At 46.2% G+C, this 25834-nt stretch carries 31 protein-coding genes; 6 read left to right on the top strand and 25 right to left on the bottom strand.

The annotated features are described in order from the left end of the window. Nucleotides 1–22: 22 nt before the first annotated feature. The 9 genes from acpP to GK047_RS05650 form a co-directional block, all read right to left on the bottom strand. The gene (gene acpP, locus GK047_RS05690; protein ID WP_028558238.1) at nt 23–256 is read right to left on the bottom strand and encodes an acyl carrier protein; all 234 of its coding nucleotides are present in this window, start codon (nt 254–256) and stop codon (nt 23–25) included. A gap of 84 nt (nt 257–340) precedes the next feature. Next, nucleotides 341–1081: a 3-oxoacyl-[acyl-carrier-protein] reductase gene (gene fabG / locus GK047_RS05685; RefSeq protein WP_163942393.1), complete on the bottom strand. Its 741-nt coding sequence runs from the start codon at nt 1079–1081 to the stop codon at nt 341–343. After that, a complete protein-coding gene (gene fabD / locus GK047_RS05680) occupies nt 1068–2021 on the bottom strand; it encodes an ACP S-malonyltransferase (protein WP_163942390.1) in 954 nt (317 codons plus the stop codon). The genes fabG and fabD overlap by 14 nt, the downstream gene beginning before the upstream one ends. 100 nt (nt 2022–2121) lie before the next feature. Beyond that, complete coding sequence (locus tag GK047_RS05675; protein ID WP_163942388.1) at nt 2122–3108, bottom strand: beta-ketoacyl-ACP synthase III; 987 nt, start codon at nt 3106–3108, stop codon at nt 2122–2124. 11 nt (nt 3109–3119) lie between these two features. Further along, on the bottom strand, nt 3120–4109 hold the full coding sequence (plsX, locus tag GK047_RS05670) for a phosphate acyltransferase PlsX (protein WP_163942385.1): 990 nt from the start codon (nt 4107–4109) through the stop codon (nt 3120–3122). Further along, nucleotides 4093–4707 (bottom strand): transcription factor FapR, encoded by a 615-nt coding sequence (gene fapR / locus GK047_RS05665; RefSeq protein ID WP_346010285.1) that lies wholly within the window; start codon nt 4705–4707, stop codon nt 4093–4095. The genes plsX and fapR overlap by 17 nt, the downstream gene beginning before the upstream one ends. Nucleotides 4708–4897: 190 nt before the next feature. Then, nucleotides 4898–5071, bottom strand: a complete 174-nt coding sequence (rpmF, locus tag GK047_RS05660; RefSeq protein WP_163942380.1) for a 50S ribosomal protein L32 — start codon at nt 5069–5071, stop codon at nt 4898–4900. Between the two features lie 37 nt (nt 5072–5108). Then, entirely contained in the window at nt 5109–5615 is a 507-nt protein-coding gene (locus GK047_RS05655; RefSeq protein ID WP_163942378.1) for a YceD family protein, read from the bottom strand. Between the two features lie 88 nt (nt 5616–5703). Next, nucleotides 5704–6828, bottom strand: a complete 1125-nt coding sequence (locus tag GK047_RS05650) for a SepM family pheromone-processing serine protease (protein ID WP_163942375.1) — start codon at nt 6826–6828, stop codon at nt 5704–5706. A 126-nt stretch (nt 6829–6954) separates the two neighbouring features. Here GK047_RS05650 and GK047_RS05645 point away from each other — a divergent pair, with 126 nt between their 5' ends. Continuing rightward, on the top strand, nt 6955–8250 hold the full coding sequence (locus GK047_RS05645) for a nucleoside recognition domain-containing protein (RefSeq protein WP_163942359.1): 1296 nt from the start codon (nt 6955–6957) through the stop codon (nt 8248–8250). Between the two features lie 2 nt (nt 8251–8252). Here GK047_RS05645 and coaD read toward each other — a convergent pair whose 3' ends face one another. From coaD to GK047_RS05625, 5 genes are all read right to left on the bottom strand, one after another. Continuing rightward, nucleotides 8253–8780 (bottom strand): pantetheine-phosphate adenylyltransferase, encoded by a 528-nt coding sequence (gene coaD / locus GK047_RS05640; RefSeq protein ID WP_205516314.1) that lies wholly within the window; start codon nt 8778–8780, stop codon nt 8253–8255. Nucleotides 8781–8818: 38 nt separating this feature from the next. Next, on the bottom strand, nt 8819–9388 hold the full coding sequence (gene rsmD, locus GK047_RS05635; RefSeq protein ID WP_163942352.1) for a 16S rRNA (guanine(966)-N(2))-methyltransferase RsmD: 570 nt from the start codon (nt 9386–9388) through the stop codon (nt 8819–8821). A gap of 73 nt (nt 9389–9461) precedes the next feature. Then, a complete protein-coding gene (locus GK047_RS30105) occupies nt 9462–9593 on the bottom strand; it encodes a hypothetical protein (protein ID WP_275901632.1) in 132 nt (43 codons plus the stop codon). A 985-nt stretch (nt 9594–10578) separates the two neighbouring features. Next, nucleotides 10579–10848 (bottom strand): hypothetical protein, encoded by a 270-nt coding sequence (locus GK047_RS05630; protein WP_163942349.1) that lies wholly within the window; start codon nt 10846–10848, stop codon nt 10579–10581. A 211-nt stretch (nt 10849–11059) separates the two neighbouring features. After that, nucleotides 11060–11344 carry a hypothetical protein gene (locus tag GK047_RS05625; protein WP_163942344.1) on the bottom strand — a complete coding sequence of 95 codons (285 nt, stop codon included), beginning with the start codon at nt 11342–11344 and terminating at the stop codon, nt 11060–11062. Between the two features lie 163 nt (nt 11345–11507). Here GK047_RS05625 and GK047_RS05620 point away from each other — a divergent pair, with 163 nt between their 5' ends. Further along, nucleotides 11508–12005, top strand: a complete 498-nt coding sequence (locus tag GK047_RS05620; RefSeq protein WP_163942341.1) for a GNAT family N-acetyltransferase — start codon at nt 11508–11510, stop codon at nt 12003–12005. 6 nt (nt 12006–12011) lie between these two features. Here GK047_RS05620 and GK047_RS05615 read toward each other — a convergent pair whose 3' ends face one another. Then, nucleotides 12012–13052, bottom strand: coding sequence for a WD40/YVTN/BNR-like repeat-containing protein (locus GK047_RS05615; RefSeq protein ID WP_163942338.1), 1041 nt, complete (start codon nt 13050–13052; stop codon nt 12012–12014). Nucleotides 13053–13246: 194 nt separating this feature from the next. On the opposite strand from GK047_RS05615, the gene GK047_RS05610 reads away from it, so the two are divergent. Beyond that, nucleotides 13247–14305: a polysaccharide deacetylase family protein gene (locus GK047_RS05610; RefSeq protein WP_163942336.1), complete on the top strand. Its 1059-nt coding sequence runs from the start codon at nt 13247–13249 to the stop codon at nt 14303–14305. Nucleotides 14306–14345: 40 nt separating this feature from the next. On the opposite strand, the gene GK047_RS29480 is transcribed toward GK047_RS05610, so the two are convergent. Beyond that, nucleotides 14346–14900 carry an ATP-binding cassette domain-containing protein gene (locus GK047_RS29480; protein ID WP_240343761.1) on the bottom strand — a complete coding sequence of 185 codons (555 nt, stop codon included), beginning with the start codon at nt 14898–14900 and terminating at the stop codon, nt 14346–14348. 164 nt (nt 14901–15064) lie between these two features. On the opposite strand from GK047_RS29480, the gene GK047_RS05600 reads away from it, so the two are divergent. Beyond that, entirely contained in the window at nt 15065–16072 is a 1008-nt protein-coding gene (locus tag GK047_RS05600; protein ID WP_346010284.1) for a CobW family GTP-binding protein, read from the top strand. A 73-nt stretch (nt 16073–16145) separates the two neighbouring features. Here GK047_RS05600 and GK047_RS05595 read toward each other — a convergent pair whose 3' ends face one another. Both GK047_RS05595 and GK047_RS05590 read right to left on the bottom strand, forming a co-directional pair. Next, on the bottom strand, nt 16146–17153 hold the full coding sequence (locus GK047_RS05595) for an HD-GYP domain-containing protein (protein ID WP_163942328.1): 1008 nt from the start codon (nt 17151–17153) through the stop codon (nt 16146–16148). Between the two features lie 440 nt (nt 17154–17593). Continuing rightward, entirely contained in the window at nt 17594–18052 is a 459-nt protein-coding gene (locus GK047_RS05590; RefSeq protein ID WP_163942325.1) for a Fur family transcriptional regulator, read from the bottom strand. A 153-nt stretch (nt 18053–18205) separates the two neighbouring features. Here GK047_RS05590 and GK047_RS05585 point away from each other — a divergent pair, with 153 nt between their 5' ends. Both GK047_RS05585 and GK047_RS05580 read left to right on the top strand, forming a co-directional pair. Continuing rightward, complete coding sequence (locus GK047_RS05585) at nt 18206–19207, top strand: permease (RefSeq protein WP_163942322.1); 1002 nt, start codon at nt 18206–18208, stop codon at nt 19205–19207. Then, nucleotides 19204–20367, top strand: a complete 1164-nt coding sequence (locus tag GK047_RS05580) for a TIGR03943 family putative permease subunit (RefSeq protein ID WP_163942320.1) — start codon at nt 19204–19206, stop codon at nt 20365–20367. Before GK047_RS05585 ends, GK047_RS05580 begins: the two co-directional genes overlap by 4 nt. A 415-nt stretch (nt 20368–20782) precedes the next feature. On the opposite strand, the gene GK047_RS05575 is transcribed toward GK047_RS05580, so the two are convergent. From GK047_RS05575 to GK047_RS05545, 7 genes are all read right to left on the bottom strand, one after another. After that, a complete protein-coding gene (locus GK047_RS05575) occupies nt 20783–21901 on the bottom strand; it encodes a CobW family GTP-binding protein (RefSeq protein ID WP_163942317.1) in 1119 nt (372 codons plus the stop codon). Between the two features lie 118 nt (nt 21902–22019). After that, on the bottom strand, nt 22020–22562 hold the full coding sequence (locus GK047_RS05570) for a hypothetical protein (protein ID WP_163942314.1): 543 nt from the start codon (nt 22560–22562) through the stop codon (nt 22020–22022). 3 nt (nt 22563–22565) lie between these two features. Continuing rightward, nucleotides 22566–23729 (bottom strand): metallophosphoesterase, encoded by a 1164-nt coding sequence (locus GK047_RS05565; protein WP_163942311.1) that lies wholly within the window; start codon nt 23727–23729, stop codon nt 22566–22568. 49 nt (nt 23730–23778) lie between these two features. Next, nucleotides 23779–24459 carry an SOS response-associated peptidase gene (locus GK047_RS05560; RefSeq protein ID WP_163942308.1) on the bottom strand — a complete coding sequence of 227 codons (681 nt, stop codon included), beginning with the start codon at nt 24457–24459 and terminating at the stop codon, nt 23779–23781. Nucleotides 24460–24580: 121 nt separating this feature from the next. Then, on the bottom strand, nt 24581–24931 hold the full coding sequence (locus tag GK047_RS05555; protein ID WP_163942305.1) for a DMT family transporter: 351 nt from the start codon (nt 24929–24931) through the stop codon (nt 24581–24583). A 22-nt stretch (nt 24932–24953) separates the two neighbouring features. After that, nucleotides 24954–25280, bottom strand: coding sequence for a DMT family transporter (locus tag GK047_RS05550; RefSeq protein WP_163942302.1), 327 nt, complete (start codon nt 25278–25280; stop codon nt 24954–24956). Further along, complete coding sequence (locus tag GK047_RS05545) at nt 25277–25819, bottom strand: TetR/AcrR family transcriptional regulator (RefSeq protein WP_163942299.1); 543 nt, start codon at nt 25817–25819, stop codon at nt 25277–25279. The genes GK047_RS05550 and GK047_RS05545 overlap by 4 nt, the downstream gene beginning before the upstream one ends. Nucleotides 25820–25834: the final 15 nt, after the last annotated feature.

Raw genomic sequence — 25834 nt, 5'->3', positions numbered from 1 at the left:
GAGAACGGGACTTGGTAGACTATTACGTATGAGATTTTATGTAATTCGTAACTTCTCCTACTGTCGTAATCTTCTCAGCATCTTCATCTGAAATTTCTAAATCGAACTCATCTTCTAATTCCATTACTAATTCTACTACATCAAGAGAATCAGCACCTAGATCTTCTTTGAAAGATGCTTCGAGGGTGACTTCAGCCTCATCAACCCCTAGACGATCGACTACAATTCGTTTAACACGATCCAATACGTCGGACATCCGGTTCACCTCCTCTTTGGTATTATACGAGAATCTTTGACAGATTGCCAGTAGGCAATTTTGAGTTTCCCGTTTTGGAAAAACTTACATGTACATGCCGCCATCCACATGAAGCGTTTGGCCTGTCATGTAAGACGCATCGTCGGAGGCTAGAAAGCGAACAACCTTAGCGATTTCTTCAGGCTGTCCTAGGCGCTCCAATGGTATTTGCTTCAACATGTGCTCACGCATCTCGGCCGACAGCTTGTCGGTCATATCGGTTTCAATAAAACCTGGCGCAACCGCATTCACGGTAATACCTCGAGAAGAAAGCTCCCTTGCAGTCGCTTTGGTCAGCCCAATGACGCCTGCTTTTGCTGCCACATAGTTGGCCTGACCCGGATTGCCGAGCACACCTACTACGGAAGATATATTAATGATTCGACCAAAGCGCTGCTTCATCATCGGACGAGTAACGGCTTTCACGCAATTAAACACGCCCTTCAGATTCGTAGCGATTACTTGATCGAACTCTTCTTCCTTCATTCGCATGATTAAATTGTCTCTTGTTATGCCTGCATTATTCACAAGAATATCAATCTTACCAAAAATCTCAAGCGTTTGCTTCACTAAATCATCTGCTTCTTGGAAGCTGCTGACGTCTGCACGAAGTTTAACGGCTTTGCGCCCCATCGCTTCGATCAGTTCCACAACTTCCTGGGCAGCGTTCTCACTGCCAGCGTAGTTAACAGCCACATCTGCTCCAGATTCAGCTAGATGCAAAGCGATCGCGCGGCCAATACCTCGAGATGCGCCAGTTACAAGTGCCACTTTACCCGTTAGCATGTTCGTGAACAACCTCCTGCAAATACTTATCCAAAGCTTCTAAACTTCCGATAGAAATGATTCTAACGCTCCTATCGACCTTCTTGATCAATCCTGCGAGCACAGTACCCGAGCCAAGCTCAATGAACGTGTCAACGCCTTGACCAATCAAGTAAGCAACGGTATCTTCCCAGAGAACCGGGGAGTAAACCTGCTCGACCAGCAGCCCGCGAATGTCGCCAGGCTGCGTCACTGACCGTGCTGTTACGTTGGCTACAACCGGTACGGACGCTTGACTCATTTCAACAGACGCGAGTACCTCTGCGAGATGTTCGGAAGCCGGCCTCATGAGCGATGAGTGAAAAGGACCGCTCACTTCAAGCGGGATAGCACGCTTCGCGCCTGCTTCTTTGCAGCGCTCTACGACCGCTGCAACGCCCTCCTTACTGCCCGAGACGACAATCTGTCCCGGGCAGTTCACATTGGCGAGCTCCACAACGGAGCCGCCGCTCGTGATGGCCGCGCAAAGCTCCGCCAGCGCTCCGCGCTCGGCTCCGAGAACGGCCGCCATAGCGCCCAGGCCGCCAGGAACGGCCTGCTCCATGAACTTGCCGCGGGCTTGTACCGTGCGGACAGCGTCCTCGAACTTAAGCACGCCAGCTGCGACGAGCGCGCTGTATTCCCCCAGACTATGTCCTGCGACGTAGTCTGGAGTAACTCCCGCAGCCTTGAACGCTTCAAGACAAGCGATGCTTGTCGTCAACAACGCCGGCTGCGTGTGATACGTGATTTTCAATTCTTCCTCCGGACCTTGGAAAATCAGGTCTGAAAGAGAAAAATCTAGCGCTTCATTGGCGCGGTCGAAGTACGCTTTAGCAGCAGGATGGTTTTGATATAAATCATACCCCATTCCGACCGACTGCGAACCCTGCCCTGGAAAAACAAAAGCAATTTTACCCATACAAGAAAAAATTCCCTTCCGCGATCAGTTCATATGTTATCATGTTGTTGATTTCTTATGCTAATTTGTTGCTTTTAGGCTAAATATAATTGCATTTTTCTTACCAAACTAGCGCAGATGCGCCCCATGTCAAACCCCCGCCAAAGCCAACAAGTACAATGCGCTCGCCTTCGGTCAATCTGCCCTGCTCAACAGCTTCAGCCAATGCTACCGGAATGGAGGCAGCTGACATGTTGCCGTACTTGTCCAAGTTAATCATACATCTATCTTCCGTCATGTCCAAACGGTTGAGGGACGCTTGAATAATTCTCATGTTCGCTTGATGCGGAACAAGGAGATCAATCTCACTTTTTTCCCAGCCTGCTTTACGAAGCACTTCATCCGCTGCATTCCCCATAATACGAACCGCGAATTTGAACACTTCAGCGCCAGCCATGTATATATAATGTAAACGTTGGTCAAGAGATGCTTGTGAAGCCGGGTTACGAGAACCCCCGCCCTCGATCTTCAACAACGGACCGCCTGTGCCGTCTGCTCCTAATTCAAATGACTTGAATCCTCTGCCTTCCGGCACTTCACCGATCACAACCGCGCCTGCACCGTCTCCGAAAAGAATGCAAGTGTTACGATCTGTATAATCCGTAATTTTGGACAAACAATCAGCGCCAATAACAAGCGCGTATTGGTATGTACCCGTAGCAATGAAGTTCGATGCATTAGCTAATCCATAAACGAAACCCGAGCATGCAGCTGACAGGTCAAATGCTGCCGCTTTCTTGGCGCCTAGCTTTTCTTGAAGGATACAAGCCGTAGACGGAAATGACATATCCGGCGTAATCGTAGCCACAATGATTAAATCCAGTTGCTCTGGCGTGATTCCAGCATTCGCAAGTGCGACGAGTGAAGCTTCATAGCAGAGATCCGATGTTGCTTGTCCTTCCGCTGCAATTCTTCTTTCACGAATTCCAGTTCTGGTGACGATCCACTCATCGTTCGTTTCAACCATGGTTTCAAGTTCTTGATTCGTCAAAATGCGATCAGGCACATATTTGCCTGTTCCGAGTACCCCAACCGGTATAAGGTTCATGTTGTTCTCTCTCACTTCCCGTGATTGATTTCTGCAGATATCGCACCAACCAAATCGTTCTGTAAGGCGATTCTCGCTTGGCGGACTGCATTTTTGATCGCATTGGCGTCAGACGATCCGTGGCATTTCAGTACTAAGCCTTGGATCCCTAAGAGAGGTCCCGCGCCGTGCTCTTTATAGTCAAATTGTTTACGAAATTTCATTATGCCCGGTTTTAGTATAGCCGCAGCTAGTTTGGAATACCAAGTTTTCGTAAATTCCGCCTTTAAAACGGAGAAAAATACAGAAGCGGCGCCCTCTAGCGATTTCAACATAATGTTACCCGCAAACCCATCGCAAACAATGACATCGCACTCTGCGCGAAGCACATCACGCGATTCAACGTTCCCGATAAAACGAACAGGCGCTTGTTCCAATAAAGGATAGGCAGCCTTCGTTAGCTCGTTCCCTTTCATCGCTTCCGTACCTACGTTCAAGAGTCCTACTCGCGGCTCGGCAATGCCGTGCACTTTATTACGGTAAATACTTCCCATGATCGCATACTGCGTCAAATGTTCAGCCGTTGCATCCATATTAGCACCTAAGTCAAGTGCCAGCACACCGTTGCCATTGGTCGTCGGCAGCATTGGTGCGAGCGCCGGGCGCTCTATGCCTGGAATTCTTCCAACGATAAGTAGTCCGGTTGTCATTAACGCACCTGTGTTACCTGCGGAGATCATCGCTTCCGCTTCTTTCTCACGCACAAGTCTACCTGCTACCACCATGGAAGCGTCTTTTTTGCGACGTACTGCTTTCACAGGTTCATCGTCGGCTTCAATAACTTCTTCCGTATGCCGGATAGTCAAGTTCGATGGCCTCTCAGTCAGACACGCCTCGATCGCAGCCGAGTTACCAACAAGAATAATTTCTACGTCGCTCCACTCTTTGGCCGCTGCGAGCGCACCCTCTACTACAACTTTAGGGGCATGATCGCCCCCCATTGCATCAATCGCAATCCGCATGCAGCTTGTCCTCCTTATCTAGATGTTGCTCTTTCTTCGAATGAAAGATCACAAAGTTGCCCCGAAACACGTCCTCGTCGCCCACGTACGAAAACACTTCTACCCGAGCTTTCCCTTTGGAAACAGAACGCACGTATGCTTTTGCGATACATTTCTCTCCGAACTTCACAGAACGAATAAAGCGAATATCAGCAGAAGCTGTTAGAGCAATTGGATCGTCGATGACGGCAACAGCCAAGGAGTTGGCCTGCGAGAATATATGATGTCCTCTAGCAATTTTGGTTCTTGAAAAGACATGCTCTTCTTTAATTTCAAAAATCGAAATACCGCTTTGATCCAGCTGCAAATCGATCACTTCTCCAATGACTTCATCAATCGGCAGGGATCGCACTTGATCATGCGTTTTGACCGCCATATGCTTCATTCGTTCCCGCAATTCGGGAATACCAAGCTCCAGACGATCCAATCGAACGGTTTGGATACTCACTTGAAACGTTCGCATAAGCTCCTCGTCCGTCATAAATGGATTCGCTTCAATCGCTTGAAGCAGCTGTTGCTGCCTCTGTCGTTTGGGAAGACGTTCGATGGCAAGCACCACCTTATCTCGTGAGATGCTATTTATATGGCATTGTGATTATGAATGACAAATTGCCCGCTTCAATCTTGGATCAAGTTGCCTTATATCTCATCTTATTACCAGATACTAAACTGTAGTATATTAAATTTACCACCAAAAAGAAAGCAAAAAAAATAGCACCTCACACTAGGATGAAGTACTATGTCTTTTCTTATGCTTTTACGATCTCTCTACCTTTGTAAGTTCCGCAAGTTTTGCACACGTGATGTGCTAGCTTCAGTTCTCCACATTGTTCGCATTTCACCATGCCTGGAACTTCCAATTTAAAGTGAGTACGGCGCTTGTCGCGACGAGTTTTGGACGTTCTTCTTTGAGGTACTGCCATATTCAAAACACCTCCTTAAACGAATTTCAATGTTGCCTTATTCTTTGTTAAAAAAGTCCGCGAGCCCAGCAAGTCTAGGATCAACCTTTTCCTGCTTACAGCCGCAATCCAAGAGATTGCGATTTTCTCCGCACACGGGACAGAGACCTTTGCACGCTTCGTCACAAAGTGGTATGTAAGGTAAACCCACCACTACATTTTCTACAACGTAAGGCTCTAAATCGATTTTATCTCCAATCACCAGATGAATATCCTCGTCGATCTCGGCATCATCTTCTGGCTTCTGCATGAAGACTTCCTTGAAAGGAAGCTCGATTGTTTGATTAGTGTGGGATAAGCATCGTGAACAGCTTAACTCCAAGTCTAGCGTTAACGTACCGTTAACTTTCGCTGCTCCTCCTTCATGCACGGCATGAAGATCGACATGTACGGGACTATAGCCAAGGATATCATGACGCCCCTCAAAAGGCGCGGTCAAATTCATATCTTGTGTCATGTGCACCGGTAGTCCTTTAAGAGCTAACTCTTTAAAACGAATTTGCATGTTTATCACCCCAAACAAACAAAGATTATTATATCCAGTTTGCTTACCTTTTGTCAATTATAAATATATTATTTTCGCTAGTAAACAATTACTTCTGCGGTAATGCCTCTAAAAACTTAATGGCGTCATCCAAGCTGCCAATCTCCACGATTTTCATCTTGGTTTTAATTTGGTTTGCTCTAGCAACCGCATCCGAATAATTCTGAATTTTCGTACCATCGGGATAGTTCAAGTCTTTAGGCGCAAAGAAAAATTCCGCCCCTTCTTTATCCGCAGCGATGATCTTATGCTGGATACCGCCAATAGGCCCAACAATGCCATTCGTATCAATTGTTCCAGTTCCCGCGATGCGGTGACCCTTGGTAATATCCGTAGGGATAAGCTGATTATAAATCTCAAGAGAGAACATCAGACCTGCGGATGGCCCGCCGATTTCGCCGGCTTTGATTGACACTTGCTGATCCGTTTGATCAGCTTTTACCAACTGCATGTCAGCCGGCACCACGCCAATACCTGCTTTTTGCTCCCCCTTATCGCCCTCTTGTTGAGGTAACGGACCGAGTGTGAGGGTAACCTTTTGTTCTATTTTATTACGCGTAAACGTAATCTCCACCGTATCTCCGACCTTCTTGCCTTTAAGCGAATCCAATAGATCCTGAGCGACCTTAACATCCCTGTCTCCGGCTTTCAGCAAAACGTCACCTGGCTTTAACGCTTTCTCTCCAGCTAAGCCCGGAAGCGTTTGGAGCACCATTACCCCCTCATGGCTAATATGAAAAGGAACTTGCGCTTTCGTATAAGCAGCTTGAATAGCACTGGCCTGGGAAGTGAGCATAACATATTCTTGCCGCTGCGAATACTCTTTTTCGGACTCCCCTTTTCGAAACACACTTGTTTTCGGTTGAATTTCCTCATACGGGTGCACGAGACCAATTAAGTAATTAACCAAATTGGCATCAGCGACTCTTACTGTCGTCAGCATAAGTGCGCCTTTCTCGGGATCAGAACCCTTGGGAATGCTTACCATCGGCTTTATTTCTTCCGCTGTCCCAGGCATGAAAATAAAATAAGGAAGCTGGATAAAAAACATCAAATAAATAATAACAATACCAACCAAAAAAGAAAGTAAATAGCGTCTGGTCGCCGTTCTTTTGGGATGGCTGTACGAATCGCTCGACCATGTGCGTATGCTGCTTTCATCTTTCTCATTCATACAGGTTTCCCCTCCTGTTGCTAATTACAATTGACAATTCCTGTCCCTCAACAAGCAAAAGCTTGGTCTAAAGCCTCGCCTACACGCGTACAAATGTAGCATATTTAGTAGGATGAGGTGAATTTCATGCAGCGCATGCATTCGAAGTCCGGTAGTACACTCACAACGCTGCTGTTGGGGGCCCTGGCTGCCCTTGTTGTTGTGTCTATCATTTTATTCCCTGATCTGGCGTTTCAATCCTCGCTTGAGGGACTTACCATCTGGTGGAAGCTCGTGTTTCCAGCGCTGCTGCCTTTTTTCATCATGACCGAGTTGTTAATCGGATTCGGCGTTATACAAGGAGCTGGAACACTTTTCGAGCCACTTATGCGCATCCTTTTTCGACTTCCTGGCGTTAGCGGATGGGCGCTTGCTTCCGGTCTTATTGTAGGATTTCCTACGGGAGCCAAAATTACTGCTAGCCTGCGAGAAAAAGGCCTCATCACTCGAATTGAAACAGAACGATTAACGGCATTATCTCATCTTTGCAGCCCCATATTTATCATTATGGTCGTTGGTGTAGGTTTCCTGCATAATGCACAGCTTGGTATTTTGCTGACAATTATTCATTACACATCAGCTCTTCTTACCGGATTCCTAATGAGAAACAGCAAAGAAAATCGGGGAATAACGCAATCGTCTCCCGAGCTCTCGGCATCTATTCAATCAACGAAAAAACCAGTTTCGACTTCGATCTGGAAACGCGCGCTAACTACCATGCGCGAAGCTTATTTGCACGACGGACGAGCATTTGGCAAACTCCTAGGCGACTCCGTAACATCCTCGGTTCAAACTTTGATGCTTATTGGCGGATACATGATGATTTTCTCCGTACTGATCAATGTCGTGAACATCGTCCATTTGACACAAAGCATTAGCTTTGTAACAGGTAGCCTACTTGGTTTTCTAAACATCACCACCGATACGGCGCCTCAATGGATCAAAGGTGTGTTCGAGATTCATCTTGGCGCATACGCGTTCAGCCAGATAGAGGATTTTCCCTTGCTTCCGCAAATGGCGTTGATTGGGGCATTTCTAGGGTGGGGAGGCTTGTCCACCCATGCCCAAGTAGCCAGTTTCCATCAGAAAACAGACGCGCGCTATGTATCATTCTTACTAGCTCGCGCCCTGCATGCAGGGCTTGCATTTGTGCTAACGGTATTCCTATGGAAACCATTAGTTTGGCTGCTTAAAGATGCAGAGCCCAGCTTCCTTTGGTTGGATTCGGCGGTAAGCGAGCACCAAGCGACAACATTCCCTTTGAACGGCGAAACGGCATGGGGCCTCTTGGGACCTATGCTCTCTCAGTTGATGCTATTACTAATTGTTATGCTCATGGCTTCTGTGTCTATCCAAATAATTAGAAACAGAATTTCCCGCTAACTTTAAACGTTATCGTCCACTTCGATCACCGGGAACTTCTTCTTCAACGCCTCTTCAACCTCAGGTGGCACGAGATCCCCAACCGGGCCATGGAAACGAGCGATTTCCTTCACAATACTAGAGCTCAAATAGGAATACTTGGGCTTAGAGGTCATGAAGAACGTTTCCACATCTTCGTTCAACTTGTGATTAGTCGATGCCATTTGAAGCTCATACTCGAAATCCGAAACTGCGCGAAGTCCACGAACAATCAAATGAACATTACGAGTTTTCATATAATTGACCATCAAATCGCGAAAACCATCGACCTCCACGTTCGGGAGATCTTTCGTCACTTGCCTAATTAAATCCATTCGTTCTTCTAAAGAAAATAGGGGATTCTTAGAGGTATTATTGAGAACTGCTACAATTAATTTGTCAAATACCTTGGCCGCTCTATGTATGATATCGAGATGACCATACGTCACCGGGTCGAAGCTTCCAGGATAAACGGCGACCGTAATGCCGTGTTCTTGCTTCATGCTGCTCATCTCCTTTGCATTTTGCCACAATAACCGGCATCGTAAGCTTACAGTTGCAGGTGCTGTATGACTCTCTTATAAATGGTGACAGCAGTGTCACCATACTCAGCTCTTCTCTGCTGCACAAACTCACCAATGCTTTCAACAAGCACATCCTTAACATCGTGCTCCACGACAATGATCGCTTGAGCTTCCAGAAGCCCTTGGGCTTCCATCGAGCTGATAAGTTCTGCAATGACCTTCATCTTATAAGGCGGATCTAGAAAAACGAGCTCAAATTGCTGCTCCCGCTTCGCCAGCGATTTCAGCGCTCGTGTAGCATCCGTGCGATAAATTTCAGCTTGCTCCTTAAGACCCGTCGCTTGCAAGTTGTGCTGAATCGTATCGACACTCTTCTTTTCGATATCAATAAACACGGCCCTATTCATCCCGCGACTTAGCGCTTCGATGCCTAGTCCTCCCGTGCCAGCAAATAGATCCAGCACTTGTCCACCATCAAAATATGGTCCGATCATGCTAAAGATTGATTCCTTCACTTTATCCGTTGTCGGTCGTGTGCTTGTACCGGGTACAGCCTTTAACAACCTGCCTTTAGCACTGCCTGAAATGACTCTCATCCTTACGCATTCCCTTCTAGCTGGCTCATTTACGTTGCTATCGTACCACAAGCTCTAATTGTACACAAAAATTTTATCCTTGCCATGTATAAATTTCCTGTAAACCGGAAATGCTTGAATTATCGACATCAGAGAATGTCGTAGACAACCGCGGAGAAGACTTACGTTTCCCCATAAGCTCTTCGTCCGGTTTCTCCTCTCCCATGAGGCGGCTGCGCAAGCAGTCGCCGTTATTATTTTAGATTTTAAATATAACAGACTGATATTTTTATTCAAATGCTCACCCATTAGTCACCGACTATATGATCTTCCTCTTATATAATGGTCACTATGACATTCAGGATTGGTACCATAGATTGAATATTTTATATGAAGAAACACATGGAGCGAGAAAATTCACAAAAGCTTTAAGAAATTAAAAAATGAGGCTGTCCCAAAAGTCATGAATAATGACTGAGGGAGGGCCACTTTTTCATTTTATGCAACAAAAAGAAACCGTTCTTTGGTAAAATGGAGGTACCACCCCATTTCGAAGGAGACGGTTTCTTTGCACCTGAAAAAAGCAGCAGTGAATGCCAAAAACAAAGAAGCTAAGCACATACAAGCCGCTTAGCTCCTTTTCCGTTTAACTATTAATTTTTTTAACGCTTGGATTTGTCCCACACATCTTTAATTGTTACTTTTGGGACAGCCTCTTTGTAAATTCCGCGCGCTTGGAACCTTGAAAAAAAAATGATTAAACATAGAACCCAAGAAATGTGTTCGTTAGCTTATTATCTTCGAATCGTAAGTATCACCCAAATCAGTTAGGGATAGATATTCCACTGCATATGCCGCTCATAAAATTTCAAACGACTGGTTAGCAATCAGATATCCTAATCAGCTTGACAATGATTTAACACTTGCTTTTTTTCGATTTTCAATCAAATCGTTAATGTGATACAACCCCTTATAGTTCATTTTCAAGAAATTAACTACATCCCCCTTCTTCTCTGTGTTCGGCATTATTTTAGTCTCAAGCAATACCTTCATTTCTACACCTCGACATTTTATTTAGTAATGACAATTGTATTCAACATTTAGAATTATATTCCATATGCTTCGAGGTGATTGGACTGTCAGTCAAGTTGGTTTTTAACCCAAACCCCACATATCCGTCTTGAAAATGCTTCAGCCAGCATAGATGACGGTTATTTATTAGCGCCCCGAATAACTGCGGTTCCCTTAATAAAGGCAGCGTGTGTCTGTATAGAATCGCTATGGGTAAGAAGTAAAGCTACTTGCAAATCGACCACACCCATCACTTCATTCGGTTCATCTTGTGCCTTATGCAAGTTCCTACCACTTATAAACATTTTGAGCATGAACAGCCAAATCGTACACCAATCCATATTCCTATCGAGTTTGCCGATCGCGCGCTTTAGTTTGTTGTCAAACTTATTGTCCAGATTCGAGAACATTACTCCTTCGTCGATGGATTCGATTACGATTTCTGGAACTATCCCGGAATTGCAAGGGATTACATATTGACATGGGTATTTTATAGTAAAACAAAAACACCCGCCTCTCGGCGGGATTATAGATAACAAAATTTTCCTGTTCAATTTAATTATGCGATAAAAGAGAGGCCACCCTTTCGTAGAATCTCTACAATGGTTAACCTCTTCGCTTTTACTTGCCTTTTTTTCTGGAGTAATACAGAACCCCTAGATAATGGGCGCCTGTGAATGCGGTTAAAATCCCAAAAAACAAAAGAAAACCACCTTGACGATCTCGAAAAAATAATTGGACAACAAACAAGGCCAATGAAATTTCTGTCCAAAGCAGTGTCCTTTTTTTGAGTATCGTCAGATCGGCTGTGGATTTGCTAATTTTGCGAAGATTCATGATGGTAAGACCTGCTAGTACGATAACTCCAATGAGTATGACGAGTATGTATCCCGAATTTCCCGACATGCGATTTCCCCCGATTCTCTCTGTTATGCCTCTATCTTCTTTTCACATTATATCCAATATCCATACATGGTGGCTATATGTTTAACGAGAAAAAGGAGTTACCTCTCTTCTGTAGGATATTTCCCAAGAAGTATTAACACTACAACCCGTTGGGAGTTCGCGCATGATAACAGATATTATTTTTAGGGAACTAGAGGAGACAGATATTCCCTTGCTCATGGATATTTACAATTACTATGTGACGCATACGACCGTGTCACTCCACGCACAACCAGTCGCGCTAGCGGAATTTACCGAGAGTCTCGTTCATACTAACCCACGTTATCGAACCTTCACCATCCTGTTGGATGGGAATCTACAAGGTTATGTGCAGGTCATGCCTCACAAGAAAAAACAAGCTTACGATACGACAGGTGAGATTACGATTTATTTGCATCCGGAATGTGTGGGTAAGGGCGTCGGAACTGCCGCTCTGCAGCATATTGAGCCTATCGCCAAACAACATGGTTTTCACGTGCTTGTCTCGACGATATGTTCAGACAACGCCCCCAGTATCCACTCTTTCGCAAAAAATGGTTACTTCCAATGTGCACATTTTCGTGAAGTTGGCTTTAAATGGGGGAAATTTCTTGATATTGTGACTTTTCAGAAAATCATTTAAAGGTTGTCAGGGCGCGCACGGCTTCCAAGTAAGACCTCCATCTTCGGTCACCCACAACCGATTCGCGCCCAGCAACCAACCGTTTTCCGATGAAGTAAAGCTCATCTGCACATCCGTTGCCAATAAACGAAACGTCTCCGGAAATTCATGCTGACTCCACGTACCTCCAGCATCTTCCGTCCGCAGTAACATCCACCGAGCCAATTCCCCTTGCTCAGCGCTATGCATAAGCAGCCAGCCTTCTTCTGAATTTAAGAATGTGATGACCTGCGGCTTGAATAGAGCTGGAAGCTTCCCGATTTCCTGCCACGTCTCTCCATCGGTCATACGGTAGAGTACATTCGATAAATCACCTTTCTTCCCTTGAGCCACATACCATCCACTCGTGGATGAGATAAACGTAAATACGCCTGTGCCTTCCTTCGGCAGCGCTACGCGACTAGCAGGTGTCCAAGTCAGCCCTCCATCCTGCGTGCGCAGCAGCAGCATATCTTGATTGCCTTTGGCCGCGATTAGTCCATTCTGTCGGTCAAAAAACCGTAAAACCGGGGTTCCATTCAGCCCACTCAGATCAGGTAAATCCCTCGCGATCACTTCCCATGTTTGACCGCCATCCGAAGTCAGTTGAAGCTTCGCCTTATTATCAATACTATCCTTGGTGAGCAGCCATCCCGTATTCACATCGAGAAACGATAGCGACGACGACGCGGCTGTATTCGTGAAGCTGCTCACTTTTCGCCATGTTTGCCCACGATCCTTGGTTTCCATAATAAGAAGATCGTTGTTTTGTGAGGTTACGCCATACCCTTGAAGCTCGTTCACGAAGGTGATTGCTTTATTGGGCCTCTTATAAATTTCGGGAGCCTCGTCGGACTGGCTATCGACCGTAATGTCGACCCCCGCAGTAATTGAAAACACCATTTTCATTGTCTGTTTTGGAGAAGCCGTTTCTGTCCGGAGAGTGACCGAAACTTCCTTATAAAAACAGCCTGCACATAGCAAAAGAAGTAGAAGCACAAGTAATTTCTTCGTGCTTTGCAACGCCATCTTCGCTTCGCTCCCTTTCCTTCAAGTCTCTTCTCTCTCTTTGGTATTAGTAATGACGGTCATTTCTCCAAAATGGTTCACGTTCTTTCATTCCCCACTAGGACGAGATGTTCGTCCATTCGTTAATTTCCACTGGATAGGATATCCCGCCTTAGCAAAACCTAGAGTATAGTCTTATGTTCAGGGGGATTATCATGACTAAGTGGCTCTGGTCCATCGCCATCGTTTGCCTTTTAGCGACAGGCTGTGGCATATCCAAAAGTAAACCTTATCACGATCAGCGCTACACGCAAGATTCAGACGGGCAGGAAGATCCAGTCATTAATAAACGGGAGAAGGCAGCTGGGAACGAGCATGGCGTTGAATCAAGCATACTTGACGAGCGTCCTAACTCGACTCCTTGGGCAACCACTACGGTTTTACCTACGCCCACGTCGGTACCGACCACATCACCTGAGACTCAACCATCACCTGTTGTAACACAAAGCCCTAAACCGAAGGCGACTCCTAAAAAAGCTACACCGTCACCTGAATCCAAAAAACCGTCCGTCCCGGTTCAGCAAAACCAAGGACGAGCAAAAATCGCACAGAAAAAACTCACACTTTCCCAGCTCGCCATCAAATATCCCGAAACCTTCAAGCTGCGCGGTTCGTCTCATGAGAAAAAAGTTGCTCTCACCTTCGACGACGGTCCGGATACCAAGTTCACACCGAAAGTACTGGATGCGCTTAAAGCGCATCATGTGAAAGCGACTTTTTTCTTACTGGGCTCAAAAGCAAATGCCCACCCAGATATGGTTAGACGAATTGTCAACGAGGGACACGTAATTGGCAATCATTCTTACAGCCATGCCAACTTGCCTACGCTCAGTGTCGATGGTTTCCAAAGCCAGATTGAGCAGACAGAAAACGTTCTACAAAACTTAATCGGATACACCCCCAAGTTAATCCGCCCTCCCTATGGGGCAATCAATGAAGAGCAGGTTAAATGGGTGGCCGACCATCATTACTTAATCGTGAATTGGAATGTGGATTCTCTCGATTGGAAATCACTCAAGTCTGCTCAAGTGCTGCAAAACATTATGCAGCAGACGAAACCCGGCTCCATCATCCTGCAGCATTCCGGCGGTGCGGACAGTCAAGATTTGTCTGGGACGGTACAAGCCATTGAACCCCTCATCCGTAAGCTCAAAACATCCGGCTACTCCTTCGTCACTGTGCCTGAACTGCTTCACGTCCCAAAAAGCAAATAAGCCAGATGCGCATCATCCCGATGCGTACCTGGCTTTTCGTTTATTCCAGCTCAGCGAGCCGCGACTTGATGTCTCGAATCTGCTGGAGTTGAGCCTGCATGATTTCGGGACGCCATGTCCCCTCTGCCATCAATTTCGCCAAGGTTAGCTCTAGTTGGCGTTTCTCATTGGCTCGCTCCAAACGTTCCGGAGAGCTTTCTTGCAGCTTGTTCGCTTCCGCATACTCGTCGTAGCTGCCTATGAACGAAACCGGGCTGCGTTCAGCGCTGAGCCATAACAGCTTCGTTGCGAGCTTACGAACAAAGAAGCGGTCATGGGAGACGATCACCATCGCCCCTGGGTAGTGCAGCAACGCCTGCTCGATACGTTCCCGCGTATCGATGTCTAAATAATTTGTTGGCTCATCAAGCACCAGCAGATTCGCACCACTGAAATAGAGCTTCAAGAAGGCCACTCGGCATCGCTCGCCCATACTCAAATCACCGATACGTTTACACACGTCTTCCCCTGAAAAAAGGAAGCAGCCGAGAATCGTACGCGCCTGTGTCTGCGTCATTGAAGGCAGCATCAGCAAACTGTCCCAAGATGGCTTCATTGTACCATAACGCTAACCCCTCACAAGGGGAAGAATCGTTATACGAATCTTTTCCCAGCAAACCCCTCGTCGACATGGGTGACCAACCTTGCAGAGGTCCTCTGTTTGCGCTATACTTTTATTCGTAAATATTACTATTTTATGTGATGGAAAGGGGTTTTTCTGTGTTCAAAGTTCCCGTTATTGTATTAAGCGGATTTTTAGGCAGCGGCAAAACAACCCTCCTGATCCGTATGCTGCAAGAAGCAGCTTCATTCGGGCTCACGCCTGCTGTGCTAATGAACGAATTGGGCAAACAAGATGTAGACGGCCATTTCCTTCAATCTGCCTCACCCGACATCAATGTTGAAAAGCTGCTAGACGGCTGCATTTGCTGCAGCAAAAAGAATGAGATCAACAATGCGATGAAGCAACTTCTCAAACGTAAACCAGACGTCATCCTCATCGAGTTGACGGGCGTGGCCAACCCCGAAGAAATCGCCGATGCGCTCACAGAACCTGCCCTGCTCCCTTACTTTAAGCTGCAAACCGTCATCACTGTCCTCGACGCTGAACACGTGCTTGCTTATAACAGCATCTTTGCCTCTGATCGCGAGCTTGTCCATACGCTCCGTCGACAAATGGCCGTCGCTGATCTGCTGCTGCTCAACAAGATCGACCTCGTGACGGACAAACAGCGACATTCGATCGAAAAAACGATTCGTAAATGGAATGAACGTTCCTTACTGCTTCCTACGACACATAGCCTTTTCGACTTGAGCCTCATTTTCGGTTCACTTAAGCAGCTTGAAGCACCAACGCCCGCTTCACCAACATTCAATCGCAAGCTGCAAGTCGTTAAGAATATGAAATCTAACAGCGGCCAGTCCGAGCCCAAGTCTAACCTCTCCTATTCTCGCATTCAAACGGTAACCCTCAACGCTGACTATCCCCATTTCATCACTCAGCGTATTGTGGAGCGTTACTTAACCAGATGGAGCGCTCAACTGCTTCGCGCCAAAGGTTATTTCTCTTTTGAACCCGCTGGTCAATCCTTCATCATGCAGTACGCTGGTAAACGTACGAATTGGCAGCGAACGCACTTCGAAGGTAAGCCGTATCTCATACTCATTGGCATAGACTTAGACGCAGAGACATTGGAACAAGATTGGCAAAAAGGGTTAAGCCAATAACGTTTATACGGTGTCTTATTTAAAATAAAAACAGCCTGCTGAGTTCATAATCCATCTCAAGCGGGCTGCTTTTTTAAGCAATAATAGTCTGAATATGAATGTGACGGTCTTTACTCAAATCAATAAATTCCCGCTCGACTTTAATCAGTGGACTTCCCTCATCATGCGGATTAATATAAACAACTTCCCCTTGGCGACCATCTGAAAGAACGACCTGATTCCCAATTAAATGGCGAGTAATATTATCTAGAAAGACAGAAACAATCTCTGGCTCTAGCTCGCCAAATGTCCCCTTGCGCATTTCCCCTATGACTTCATAGAACGGCATCGGTTCATGGTAAGGGCGTTTGGAGGACATCGCGTGGAAAATATCAGCAACGGCCACAATTTTACTGAATAAATCGATCTTTTCTTTTTTCAAACCGTACGGGTACCCTCTGCCATCCTCACGCTCATGATGCTGAAGGGCCACAACTGCAACCCTCGGTCCTACGCCGACCGTTTCCTTGAGCATCTCATAGCCATAGAGACTATGCCGCTTCATCTCTTCGAATTCTTCTTTTGTCAACTTCCCAGGCTTATTTAAAATCTCGACAGGAATCTTGACCTTACCGACATCGTGCAAAGTAGCAGCCAGACTGAGCGTTGTAAGCTCTCTGCCACTCAGATTCAACCATTTGCCAATTAAAGTTGCAAGCACACCGACACCAATATTATGCTCATGCGTGTAATCGTCCTTCGCCCGCACGGCCTCGAAGAGCTGAAAAACATTCGGATTTTCACTCAGTTGCTGCACACTGGGAATTACTTCTTCTCGGATCTCCAGCAAAGGAATTTTACGAGTCATCTCAATCGCGCTAAACAATTCTTTCGCGTGCTGCACCACTTGCTGCATACGCGTTTCGCATGAAACCTTGGTTGCCTCTGCCTCCACATCAAAAATGATAGAAAACAGATCGACACGATGCATCATTAGAAGTTCAAGCTCTTCGCTGCCTATAATAGACTGCGCAGGAAGAAGAACGAGTCCAACTGTATTTACGACATCCTGCTTAACTCTTCTCCCAAGATAGCTTTTCATCTGATGGTAATCTCCTATGTTCGAATGATTACACCAAATTGTAAACGATACTTTACCTATTCGCATTCAATTTTCATCAAATTTAGACAAATTTTCGATAAAGATTCGTACATCACGGACAGCGGGATTCTAATTATCTACGCAAAACCGGGGATGAAGAAGATTCGCTCCGGTAACGGGGAGATCAACTGGAAATTACAAAACACAAATTAAATCCCCCTCTCTTCAACGACTTCTAAGAGGCATTAAAAAGGCAGATTAACTTAGTAAATAAAAAATTCCCCACTTGGCCGAATTTGGCTGGGTGGGGTTTCCTTGTTGTCGTCACTGATCCAGCTGTCCAGCTGTTTACCATGACTCATTTGCAAGCGTTGGAACTCGGCGCTCTTCTTTTCCACTTTGGGTATCAACCGCAAGAACAAAAAGTCCCACGGTTTCTTTCAATGTGCAACTTGTGAATCTCCCGAAGGCGACTTGCAATCCGAGCAATAGCCAAAAATCTCAAACCGATGACTCTGGATGTCAAAGCTCTCCGGTATATCCTTCAAATGCTTCATCGGGCAAAATTCGAAGGTAACCGTCTTTTCGCAGGTCACACAAATCATATGATGATGGTGGTACGCTTGGCAGCTTGCTTTGAATTTCAATCCATCCGCCAAATGAAACTGTTCTAAAACCCCCATCTCACTTAATAAGCGAAGGTTGCGGTATACCGTGTCAAAACTGACACCCGGATATTGTTGCTTCATATATTCATAAACGTCTTTGGGCGACAGGTAGCTCTCTGATTCAGCGAATAACGTTGCCAAGCTCCTGCGCTGCTCCGTAATTCTCCACCCTTGCCTAGCCATCACCTTCAGCATCTCGTCAATCGTATGCGTATGAGTGCCCACTTGCATTACCCCTCTGTCATGGAATCTTCTCTCCTAATAGTGCCGCAAGTCATCCACTCGAGTCAAGTCTGTGTGATCAGTTCCTGTAAATTTTGTCCTGTTTCGCTTTCGCCTTTCATAGGTTATAATAGTAATAATTATGATTAAGGAGCTTATGCAATGCCAACCACCCTATTTCGATCAAGTATTCACGCCCTGGCTGTCATCTGCTTCCTCTTGATTGTTTTAATCATGATGAACAGAGAGATTCCCCAACTTTCCCTCTTCACGTCAGACCATCTTCAAGCATTCAAGACCATGTTTATCAGTATTTTACTGGAAGCTATCCCGTTTGTTTTGCTCGGCGTGATCCTCTCTTCCTTACTGCAAAGCTTCGTTTCCGAGCAGACTATTCGTCGCTGGATACCACAGAATCCATTGTTGGGCATTTTATTTGCTTGTTTGCTAGGCATTCTGTTTCCGATGTGCGAATGCGGTATGATTCCCGTCGTGAGGCGGCTTATCCTGAAAGGAATGCCCGTCTACGTCGCAGTCGTTTTTATCTTGACAGGACCAATTATTAATCCCATCGTATTTGCAGCGACATTCATGGCTTTCCGCAATCATCCTTATCTGGCCTACTCTCGCATGGGACTAGCCTTCACTGTTGCTGCGGTGATCGGACTACTGCTGTACCGTTTCATCAAAAACAATCCTTTACGCATCAGCCGCGCACATTTTGCAGGTCAAAACGCACTGGAGGAACATCAGCATCAAGGCAGCAAATTCACATCTTTTTTCGTGCATGCATCTGATGAGTTTTTTGAAATGGGAAAATATCTCGTATTCGGTTCCCTGCTCACCGCAATCATCCAAACCTTTATACAGCGAGAGAGCCTAGTTGCCATTGGACAAGGTCCCCTTAGCTCCCATCTCTTTATGATGGGCTTTGCGTACGTGTTGTCGCTATGTTCCACATCAGATGCTTTCGTCGCTTCTTCTTTTCAAACCTCCTTTACATCCGGTTCTCTGCTTACGTTCCTTGTAATCGGTCCGATGCTTGACTTCAAAAGTACACTGATGCTTCTCTCGGTGTTTAAAACCAAATTTGTACTCATCCTGTCGCTATTCATTGCCATAACGGTTCTGGCGGGATCATTACTGTGGGAGAAACTATTATGAGCGAGAATCGAATCATTAGTTTTCATTATTTATTTCGGACCCTTATTTTGCTTGGTTTCTCCAGTTATATCGTATATTTAGCCAAATCAGATGCTCTTCAGTATTACATAGCCCCACGTATGATGATTTATGTCAAATGCGCAGCAGTAGCCTTATATGTCATTGCCTGTTTTCAAGGATACTCTGCACTACGTGCCTACTGGGGAAAACAAGTAACGTGTGATTGTGAGCACCCCGTTTCTCGCTCAGCCTTTCGTAATACGATTGCATATGGACTGCTCATCTTGCCGCTGCTGATTGGTTTCCTTCTGCCGAACACAGCGCTCGGCAGCGCAATGGCTGCTGCAAAGGGGATGAATCTTTCGGCAGCCAAATCAAGTCTAGTCAAGCAAGTTGCCCAAAACGGGACCCAAAATGAGCAGGCAGCTGAAGTTGGATCTACTACGACTATTGACGACAAGACAATGATTACTGCAGATACGAGTTCAGATACCGTTGCGGATCCTTCGGTAAGCCCAAGCTCTACAACAAACCCAAGCCCTAAAATAGATGTTGGCTCATCTTCGAAAATAAGTTCATCCGGTACTGGATTTACGGCTTCAGACCCTAATCGTTCTGGTTCTGCAACTAGCTCCGCTGCCACCAATACGACTAGTGCTGCTTCGACCATTGCCCCAGGAGCCGTAAAGACCGACGCCGAGTTGCAAAAGCTGTTTCACGCCGATAATGAATGGGACGAGGATTTCTCCAAAATCGGAATGCGTCTTTACAAAAAGGATACGATCGTCGTCAAACCAGAGATTTACATGGAAATTTTATCGTCGATCGACCTATTTAAAAACAATTTCATAGGTAAAAAAATAGAACTCAGCGGGTTCGTATACCGCGAAGACAACATGAAAAATGACCAATTCGTTGTTGGCCGCTTCGCCGTAAGCTGCTGTTCCGCCGATGCTACACCCTATGGTGTCATGGTTGACTTCCCAACGGCCCAAAACTACACCAAAGACATGTGGGTGAAAGTGAGCGGTACGATTCAAAATGGCAGCTACAACGGCAATGATATTTTCACGATTAAAGCAAGCAACATTGAAAAAATCAAAGCACCCGAATCGCCTTATATTTATCCGAATTTCGAACCCCTCAAAGAATTAGACTAGCGAAAACCGCTTGGGAGCTGCTTGAAGGGCTCTTTAGCGGCTTTTGTGCTTATTAGGGGCAATTAGGTTATATCTGATTTGCCGATAGCTCGCTATCGCACTACATATCGATCATCTGAAACTTGTCTATCCACACTATCCCCTACGCTCAGAGTCCCTTAAACAGAACCCTTTCATACCGTTCCTGCTTTAACGAATACCCTGTCAGAGTCACAGCTATGAAGCTTTAAATACGCTGAGAAAAAGTGCTTCCTGAGCTAAATGGAGAGTGTTCGTAGTATCTCTTCAACTACTACTGCTGACCGATTTGTTGACAAAACGAACTTATAAGCTCCTCGTTTGCAAGGTGCCCCTACCTCAAAATGTTAAAATAAAAGAAAAATCCGAGCCTCTGCTCGGATTCGCTTTTATGGCTTTATTCGCTATCCTTATCCGCCAATAATTCCAGTCTGCGCAGTTCTCCTCGAACCGCTTCTTTGGAAAAGTTTTCACCGATGAATACAGCAACATCCGGCACTTCGCCTTTGGGTGTGATTTTGACGAAATCCATCTCCCTGTAGGCGTACTGGAACAAAAAACGACTGGCCGTGTCGGAGAAGCTGAGAATTCCCTTCGCGCGATATACTTCTGAAGGCAGCTTGCTGACAAACTCTTCGAACGCGTTACTATCAACTGCCCGCTCAAAAAAATGCGTGTATGCCATCACATGATCGTGGGAGTGGTGGTGACTCTCGCGTCCATGCCCTTGTTCGTAAGCATGTTCGTTATGATGATCCCCATGGGAATCGTCCATATCTTCGCTGCGAACTGTAGCGCAGGCACAAACTTCGTGAGCGTGATCACCTTCTTCGTGCGAATGTTCGCACTTGCGTTCCCTCTCGTGCGCATGCCCCTGTTCAATCTCGCCTTTGTACCCGCTCTCATCTTCCAGCGCTTCAATAAGCCGCATTTCGATTTGGCTAAACACCGTATAGTGCACGGATGCATAAGCGTTCCATTCGCGAACGAGAGCATCTACCTCCTGCAGCGCTCCGGCGGGTAGCAGGTCTGCCTTATTCAGAAGCAACAGATTCGCGCAGCGGATTTGCTCTTTCATCAGTCGATACGTCTTACCGCGACTCGTCCGGTTTAGCTCCAACAGCTGTGGCGCATCGACAACGGTAATGACGGCCTTAAGCTCTACTGGAAGAATGAGCGAAGCGTCCGTTACTTCATCGATAATTTCCAGCGGATTCGCCACGCCCGTCGATTCAATAAAAATAAGATCAGGCTGCTCGTCCGTCACAAGATCGTTAAGCGCCGTGGCGAGATCCCCTCGACTTGAGCAGCAGATACAGCCGCCCAGAAGCTCGGACATCGGCACCTCGCTGGCAATCAATTGCCCATCAAGATTGACTTCGCCGATCTCATTCATAATGACCGCTGGCTTACGTCCCGCTTCCGTAAAATGATCAATAGCCTTCGTCAATAACGTCGTTTTGCCGCTCCCTAGAAAGCCTGACAAAATATAAACCGTAACTCGTTTTATTCCCATCGCAACATCCACCTCCATACAACATGAAAACTAACCTATTCATTTTATCATTTCCATCTCTTTATTTTATTCGTAATAATTACTTTTAGTCAAGCGATACAGTCCGTTATTCCGCCCTCTATTCCGACTGAATCGTAAATTTGCTCAACAGCATCGGCCATTTCCCAACCAATTGAGCAAGAAACGGGAGCAGCTTCACCCACAGCAATGTGTTAGCAGGCTCGATAGGTTTTAGCGGCAACTCTAAGCGATCATATAAAATCCGCGCCGCCGTTTCTACAAGTGCAAGCGCAAGGTCCGAGGGCGCGGCTGCGCTAATTTTTTCGAATTGAGGTAAATAGTGCTGACGGATTGGCTCCGATAATTGATGTGAAGATAAGCTTTCAGAAGCCATGACCTCACCCATTCCCAATCCTACAAGACCAGCGATCTCGGGAGCAAAAGCGTGCGGGATACAATAAATCTCCAGTGATAAAGCCGCTATGTAAAATTCTCTCAAAAGCTCGTCTTCTTTCGTTTCCGACAGCGCTGGCTCTGTTAAATAAGCAGACATGGCTGGTTTTATCGTTTCCCAACTGTTTTCTATGCTTTTCATCGTAAACTGCATCATCGCTGCAGCCACTTCGATTGGTTTAATTTGTTTTTTGTGTATGTCTTGCATGCATTAAGCCTCTTCTCTCTCTTCAGTTGTAAAATGAATCGTCAATTGTATAATTTCCGAACGGCTACCAAGCCGAATCGGCGGTCCCCATGTGCCAAAACCTGAGGAGACAATAGCGTGAAGGTTCCCTTTGCGCAAGTATCCCCAATCGAGCTCAAACAGCCTCCTTGTAATGAGATGGTTCGGCGCCATTTGTCCTCTGTGTGTGTGACCTGACAGCATGACATCCGCACCAGCATCCGCGGCTTTGTCCAAGTGATAAGGTTGATGATCCATGACAATAATTGGTTGCGTGGTATCCACCCCATCCATCAAGGCGTCCAACGATTGCCGTCCTTCAGCCGTTCTTTCAGCCGCCTTGTCTTTTCTGCCTACGATGTACAATCGTTCTGCGATGTGCACCGTTTCATCCATAAGGACGCGAATACCGATCTGACTCATTTGTTCCACAAAGGCAGGAATGTGCCCGCCAATATATTCATGATTGCCAAGCACAGCATAAATACCAAGTGGAGCTTGCAGCTCCCTCATCGTTTTGCCCATCTCATAACGGATAAACGGACGGATGTCGTCATCAATGACATCCCCTGGCAGCAGAATCAGATCCGGATGCAACCCATTGACTTGTTCCACGAGCTTAGATAGTTGGCGATTCCCAACGATCGAACCCAAGTGAATATCCGAGGCGATCGCGACGCGGAGCTGTTTCCAGTCGCCCGCTTCTTTGGGAATCGTAATGTCATAACTGCGAATGACAGGATGATTTGCATTATAAGAGCCTCGTGCGAAAATAACCAAGAAAATGAACACATCAAGCCAGCCGAGGACGGGGATAAATGTTTGTGAGGGGATCGCTGCCAAAGCGAGAACTCCCGCGACCAAATCCGTTACCAACAGAAGCAAAATACCGTATTGCATCATCGCGAACCAATACGAACCGATAATTTTCAATACCCGAGATACATGGGCATGAAGCACTCGAGAACCTGCCCACGATAGCAGGTACGCTAAAGCAACGATCCAGAAACAACTCCAATATATGCCGCGATGGAACCAAACACCTAGTAGGTCTGATAGAAAGATTTGACCATGCCAGCCGATATATCCATTAATCCCAAACACAATCAAGAAGACGAGTGTAAGGCTCATTATAGTGCGTGTTTTCATTTAAGCTACTCTCCCATTTTTCCGTCTCGCTGCTACTTCTGCTGCACAATTACAACAAAAGATTCAACTCCTCCACACAGGACTCGTCGTCATTACGCACATTTCCTACCCGGCTCGATACCGGGTACGCGAGCATTTCATCCGCCGGATAGGGCTTTAGCAGTGAACTTAGCGCTTCAGCGTTCGTAATGCGGCGATCCAACCACGTCGCCTCGGACTCAGGCCGCAGGATAACTGGCATGCGTTCATGAATATCCGCCACAAGCTCGTTAGCCGCCGTCGTAACGACCGTACAGGTAGAAATTCGCGTACCTTCCGGCGATACCCACGTATCGTAAAGCCCAGCGATGCTGAAGATGTTCTTGCTCTTCAGCATGATCCGCATCGGCTGCTTTTGCTTGCCCTTCCCTTTCCACTCATAGAACGAGTCGGCAGGAATGAGGCAGCGCTTGCGCTGAAAGGATGTGCGGAAAGCGGGCTTGTCCGTCAAAGACTCAGCCCTGGCATTGATCGTTTGGTAGGCGATCTTCTCATCCTTGGCCCACTCAGGGATAAGTCCCCAGCGCAGTTCGCCAAGTCTGTTCTTTTCCCCGTCATAGACAATGGCCATCACAAGCTGTCCAGGCGCTACATTATACTTAGGGCTATATTTGGAGGGGACTTTATAATACACATCATAACGAAGCATGAGCTCCTCTAGCGTCACGGTAATCGTATAACGCCCGCACATGGATGATCACCCTTCCAAACCATTTTTCTACTCCCTCCATTATGAGAAAAACAACTACCCACGTCAATTCGCAAGAAAACGGCAGAGGCTTGCCTACAGGTTCCCCGTGCAAATAAATCGCTTAACTAATTTCCTTTTCTGTAACGTGATCTTCCGTTTTCGTTCCGCTCAAAATTACGACACCGATTATAATGAAGATAATTGCCACTATAGCCATCGCATTCATCGTTTCTCCGAAGAGAATGACACTTGCTAAACTCGCTAGAGCTACACCTGAGCCCGACCAGATGGCATAAGCCATATTAAGCGGGAATACTTTCAACACGAATCCCAGTAATGTAAATGACAAGAGATAACCAACGACAACGCCGATACTCGGCAGCAGTATGCTGAATCCATCTGAATATTTAAGCATCGTCGTGGCAAATAGTTCAAATAAAATGGTCAAGCTCAGCAATGCATATTTATTCAATGTGTGCCACCTCGCATACGAATTAATGACTGGATCCCGATAGATTCAGCAGCACAACGCCAACCACGAGCATAGTCATGCCAAGAACAGATTTTTTGCTGATCGTTTCTTTGAAGGCGAAGCGTCCGATAATCGCCACAAGTACAGTGCCCAGACCTGCCCAAGTGGCATAAGCAAAACTAAGCGGGATATTTCTGACGGCTAAGGAAAGAAAATAGAAGGCAGCCGCGTATCCACTAATCATGCAGATTGTAGGTAAAACGCGTGAATAACCTTTGGACGCTTTCATCATCGCGCTAGCGAATGCCTCACAGAAAATCGAGGTGAATAAAAAAATATAACTGCTCATCGCGTCCCCTCCTTCGTTAGTTCAATCAATCTACCGATGACCTTGGTTCTCATTTCTTCTCTAAGCGGATTAAAATTGAACATATCTGCATACCAGAGACCATCCGCCGCAAGGCATATCACATTAGCTAAAACAGGATCAAGTTGATCGACCTCGACTTTCTCATAGAGCTGCTGAAAGAACAGTTCTACCGGATTTAACAAGCCTGGGTTGGTTACCATAGCAATTAATAAAGCTGAGTAAAGCTCTTTATTTCTTTCTAAATCTTCCTGTGCCCATCTTAAATAGGCGCGTGTCCATCTGCCTTTAGGTTCATTATCTTGGTCGTAAAATTTTTGGATCGAATCCGTCATATGTTCCCTTGCCTGCACGACCATCGCTTTGATTAATATTTCCTTCGTAGCAAAATGATAAAATAAACCGCCTTTGCTGATCTCAGCCTCTTTGGCAACCGCATCCAGCGTAAGTTGGGCAGCGCCTTGAGAAAGAACAAATTTAGTCGCCGCTTCTAAGATGATCTGTCGTTTGGATTGACGCATAACGTTACCCTTCCC

It is taken from the genome of Paenibacillus sp. SYP-B3998, assembly GCF_010820665.1.
Lineage (GTDB): Bacteria > Bacillota > Bacilli > Paenibacillales > NBRC-103111 > Paenibacillus_E.
Note: the sequence above shows the minus strand (reverse complement) of the source record. Positions and strands in the feature narration are given on the sequence as shown.

What these genes read in the sequence shown, in the direction of transcription:
- acpP (WP_028558238.1), bottom strand. Translation starts at nt 256, where the DNA reads ATGTCCGACGTATTGGATCGTGTTAAACGAATTGTAGTCGATCGTCTA.
- fabG (WP_163942393.1), bottom strand. Translation starts at nt 1,081, where the DNA reads ATGCTAACGGGTAAAGTGGCACTTGTAACTGGCGCATCTCGAGGTATT.
- fabD (WP_163942390.1), bottom strand. Translation starts at nt 2,021, where the DNA reads ATGGGTAAAATTGCTTTTGTTTTTCCAGGGCAGGGTTCGCAGTCGGTC.
- GK047_RS05675 (WP_163942388.1), bottom strand. Translation starts at nt 3,108, where the DNA reads ATGAACCTTATACCGGTTGGGGTACTCGGAACAGGCAAATATGTGCCT.
- plsX (WP_163942385.1), bottom strand. Translation starts at nt 4,109, where the DNA reads ATGCGGATTGCGATTGATGCAATGGGGGGCGATCATGCCCCTAAAGTT.
- rpmF (WP_163942380.1), bottom strand. Translation starts at nt 5,071, where the DNA reads ATGGCAGTACCTCAAAGAAGAACGTCCAAAACTCGTCGCGACAAGCGC.
- GK047_RS05655 (WP_163942378.1), bottom strand. Translation starts at nt 5,615, where the DNA reads ATGCAAATTCGTTTTAAAGAGTTAGCTCTTAAAGGACTACCGGTGCAC.
- GK047_RS05650 (WP_163942375.1), bottom strand. Translation starts at nt 6,828, where the DNA reads ATGAATGAGAAAGATGAAAGCAGCATACGCACATGGTCGAGCGATTCG.
- GK047_RS05645 (WP_163942359.1), top strand. Translation starts at nt 6,955, where the DNA reads ATGCAGCGCATGCATTCGAAGTCCGGTAGTACACTCACAACGCTGCTG.
- coaD (WP_205516314.1), bottom strand. Translation starts at nt 8,780, where the DNA reads ATGAGCAGCATGAAGCAAGAACACGGCATTACGGTCGCCGTTTATCCT.
- rsmD (WP_163942352.1), bottom strand. Translation starts at nt 9,388, where the DNA reads ATGAGAGTCATTTCAGGCAGTGCTAAAGGCAGGTTGTTAAAGGCTGTA.
- GK047_RS30105 (WP_275901632.1), bottom strand. Translation starts at nt 9,593, where the DNA reads ATGGGAGAGGAGAAACCGGACGAAGAGCTTATGGGGAAACGTAAGTCT.
- GK047_RS05630 (WP_163942349.1), bottom strand. Translation starts at nt 10,848, where the DNA reads ATGTTCTCGAATCTGGACAATAAGTTTGACAACAAACTAAAGCGCGCG.
- GK047_RS05625 (WP_163942344.1), bottom strand. Translation starts at nt 11,344, where the DNA reads ATGTCGGGAAATTCGGGATACATACTCGTCATACTCATTGGAGTTATC.
- GK047_RS05620 (WP_163942341.1), top strand. Translation starts at nt 11,508, where the DNA reads ATGATAACAGATATTATTTTTAGGGAACTAGAGGAGACAGATATTCCC.
- GK047_RS05615 (WP_163942338.1), bottom strand. Translation starts at nt 13,052, where the DNA reads ATGGCGTTGCAAAGCACGAAGAAATTACTTGTGCTTCTACTTCTTTTG.
- GK047_RS05610 (WP_163942336.1), top strand. Translation starts at nt 13,247, where the DNA reads ATGACTAAGTGGCTCTGGTCCATCGCCATCGTTTGCCTTTTAGCGACA.
- GK047_RS29480 (WP_240343761.1), bottom strand. Translation starts at nt 14,900, where the DNA reads ATGAAGCCATCTTGGGACAGTTTGCTGATGCTGCCTTCAATGACGCAG.
- GK047_RS05595 (WP_163942328.1), bottom strand. Translation starts at nt 17,153, where the DNA reads ATGAAAAGCTATCTTGGGAGAAGAGTTAAGCAGGATGTCGTAAATACA.
- GK047_RS05590 (WP_163942325.1), bottom strand. Translation starts at nt 18,052, where the DNA reads ATGCAAGTGGGCACTCATACGCATACGATTGACGAGATGCTGAAGGTG.
- GK047_RS05585 (WP_163942322.1), top strand. Translation starts at nt 18,206, where the DNA reads ATGCCAACCACCCTATTTCGATCAAGTATTCACGCCCTGGCTGTCATC.
- GK047_RS05580 (WP_163942320.1), top strand. Translation starts at nt 19,204, where the DNA reads ATGAGCGAGAATCGAATCATTAGTTTTCATTATTTATTTCGGACCCTT.
- GK047_RS05575 (WP_163942317.1), bottom strand. Translation starts at nt 21,901, where the DNA reads ATGGGAATAAAACGAGTTACGGTTTATATTTTGTCAGGCTTTCTAGGG.
- GK047_RS05570 (WP_163942314.1), bottom strand. Translation starts at nt 22,562, where the DNA reads ATGCAAGACATACACAAAAAACAAATTAAACCAATCGAAGTGGCTGCA.
- GK047_RS05565 (WP_163942311.1), bottom strand. Translation starts at nt 23,729, where the DNA reads ATGAAAACACGCACTATAATGAGCCTTACACTCGTCTTCTTGATTGTG.
- GK047_RS05560 (WP_163942308.1), bottom strand. Translation starts at nt 24,459, where the DNA reads ATGTGCGGGCGTTATACGATTACCGTGACGCTAGAGGAGCTCATGCTT.
- GK047_RS05550 (WP_163942302.1), bottom strand. Translation starts at nt 25,280, where the DNA reads ATGAGCAGTTATATTTTTTTATTCACCTCGATTTTCTGTGAGGCATTC.
- GK047_RS05545 (WP_163942299.1), bottom strand. Translation starts at nt 25,819, where the DNA reads ATGCGTCAATCCAAACGACAGATCATCTTAGAAGCGGCGACTAAATTT.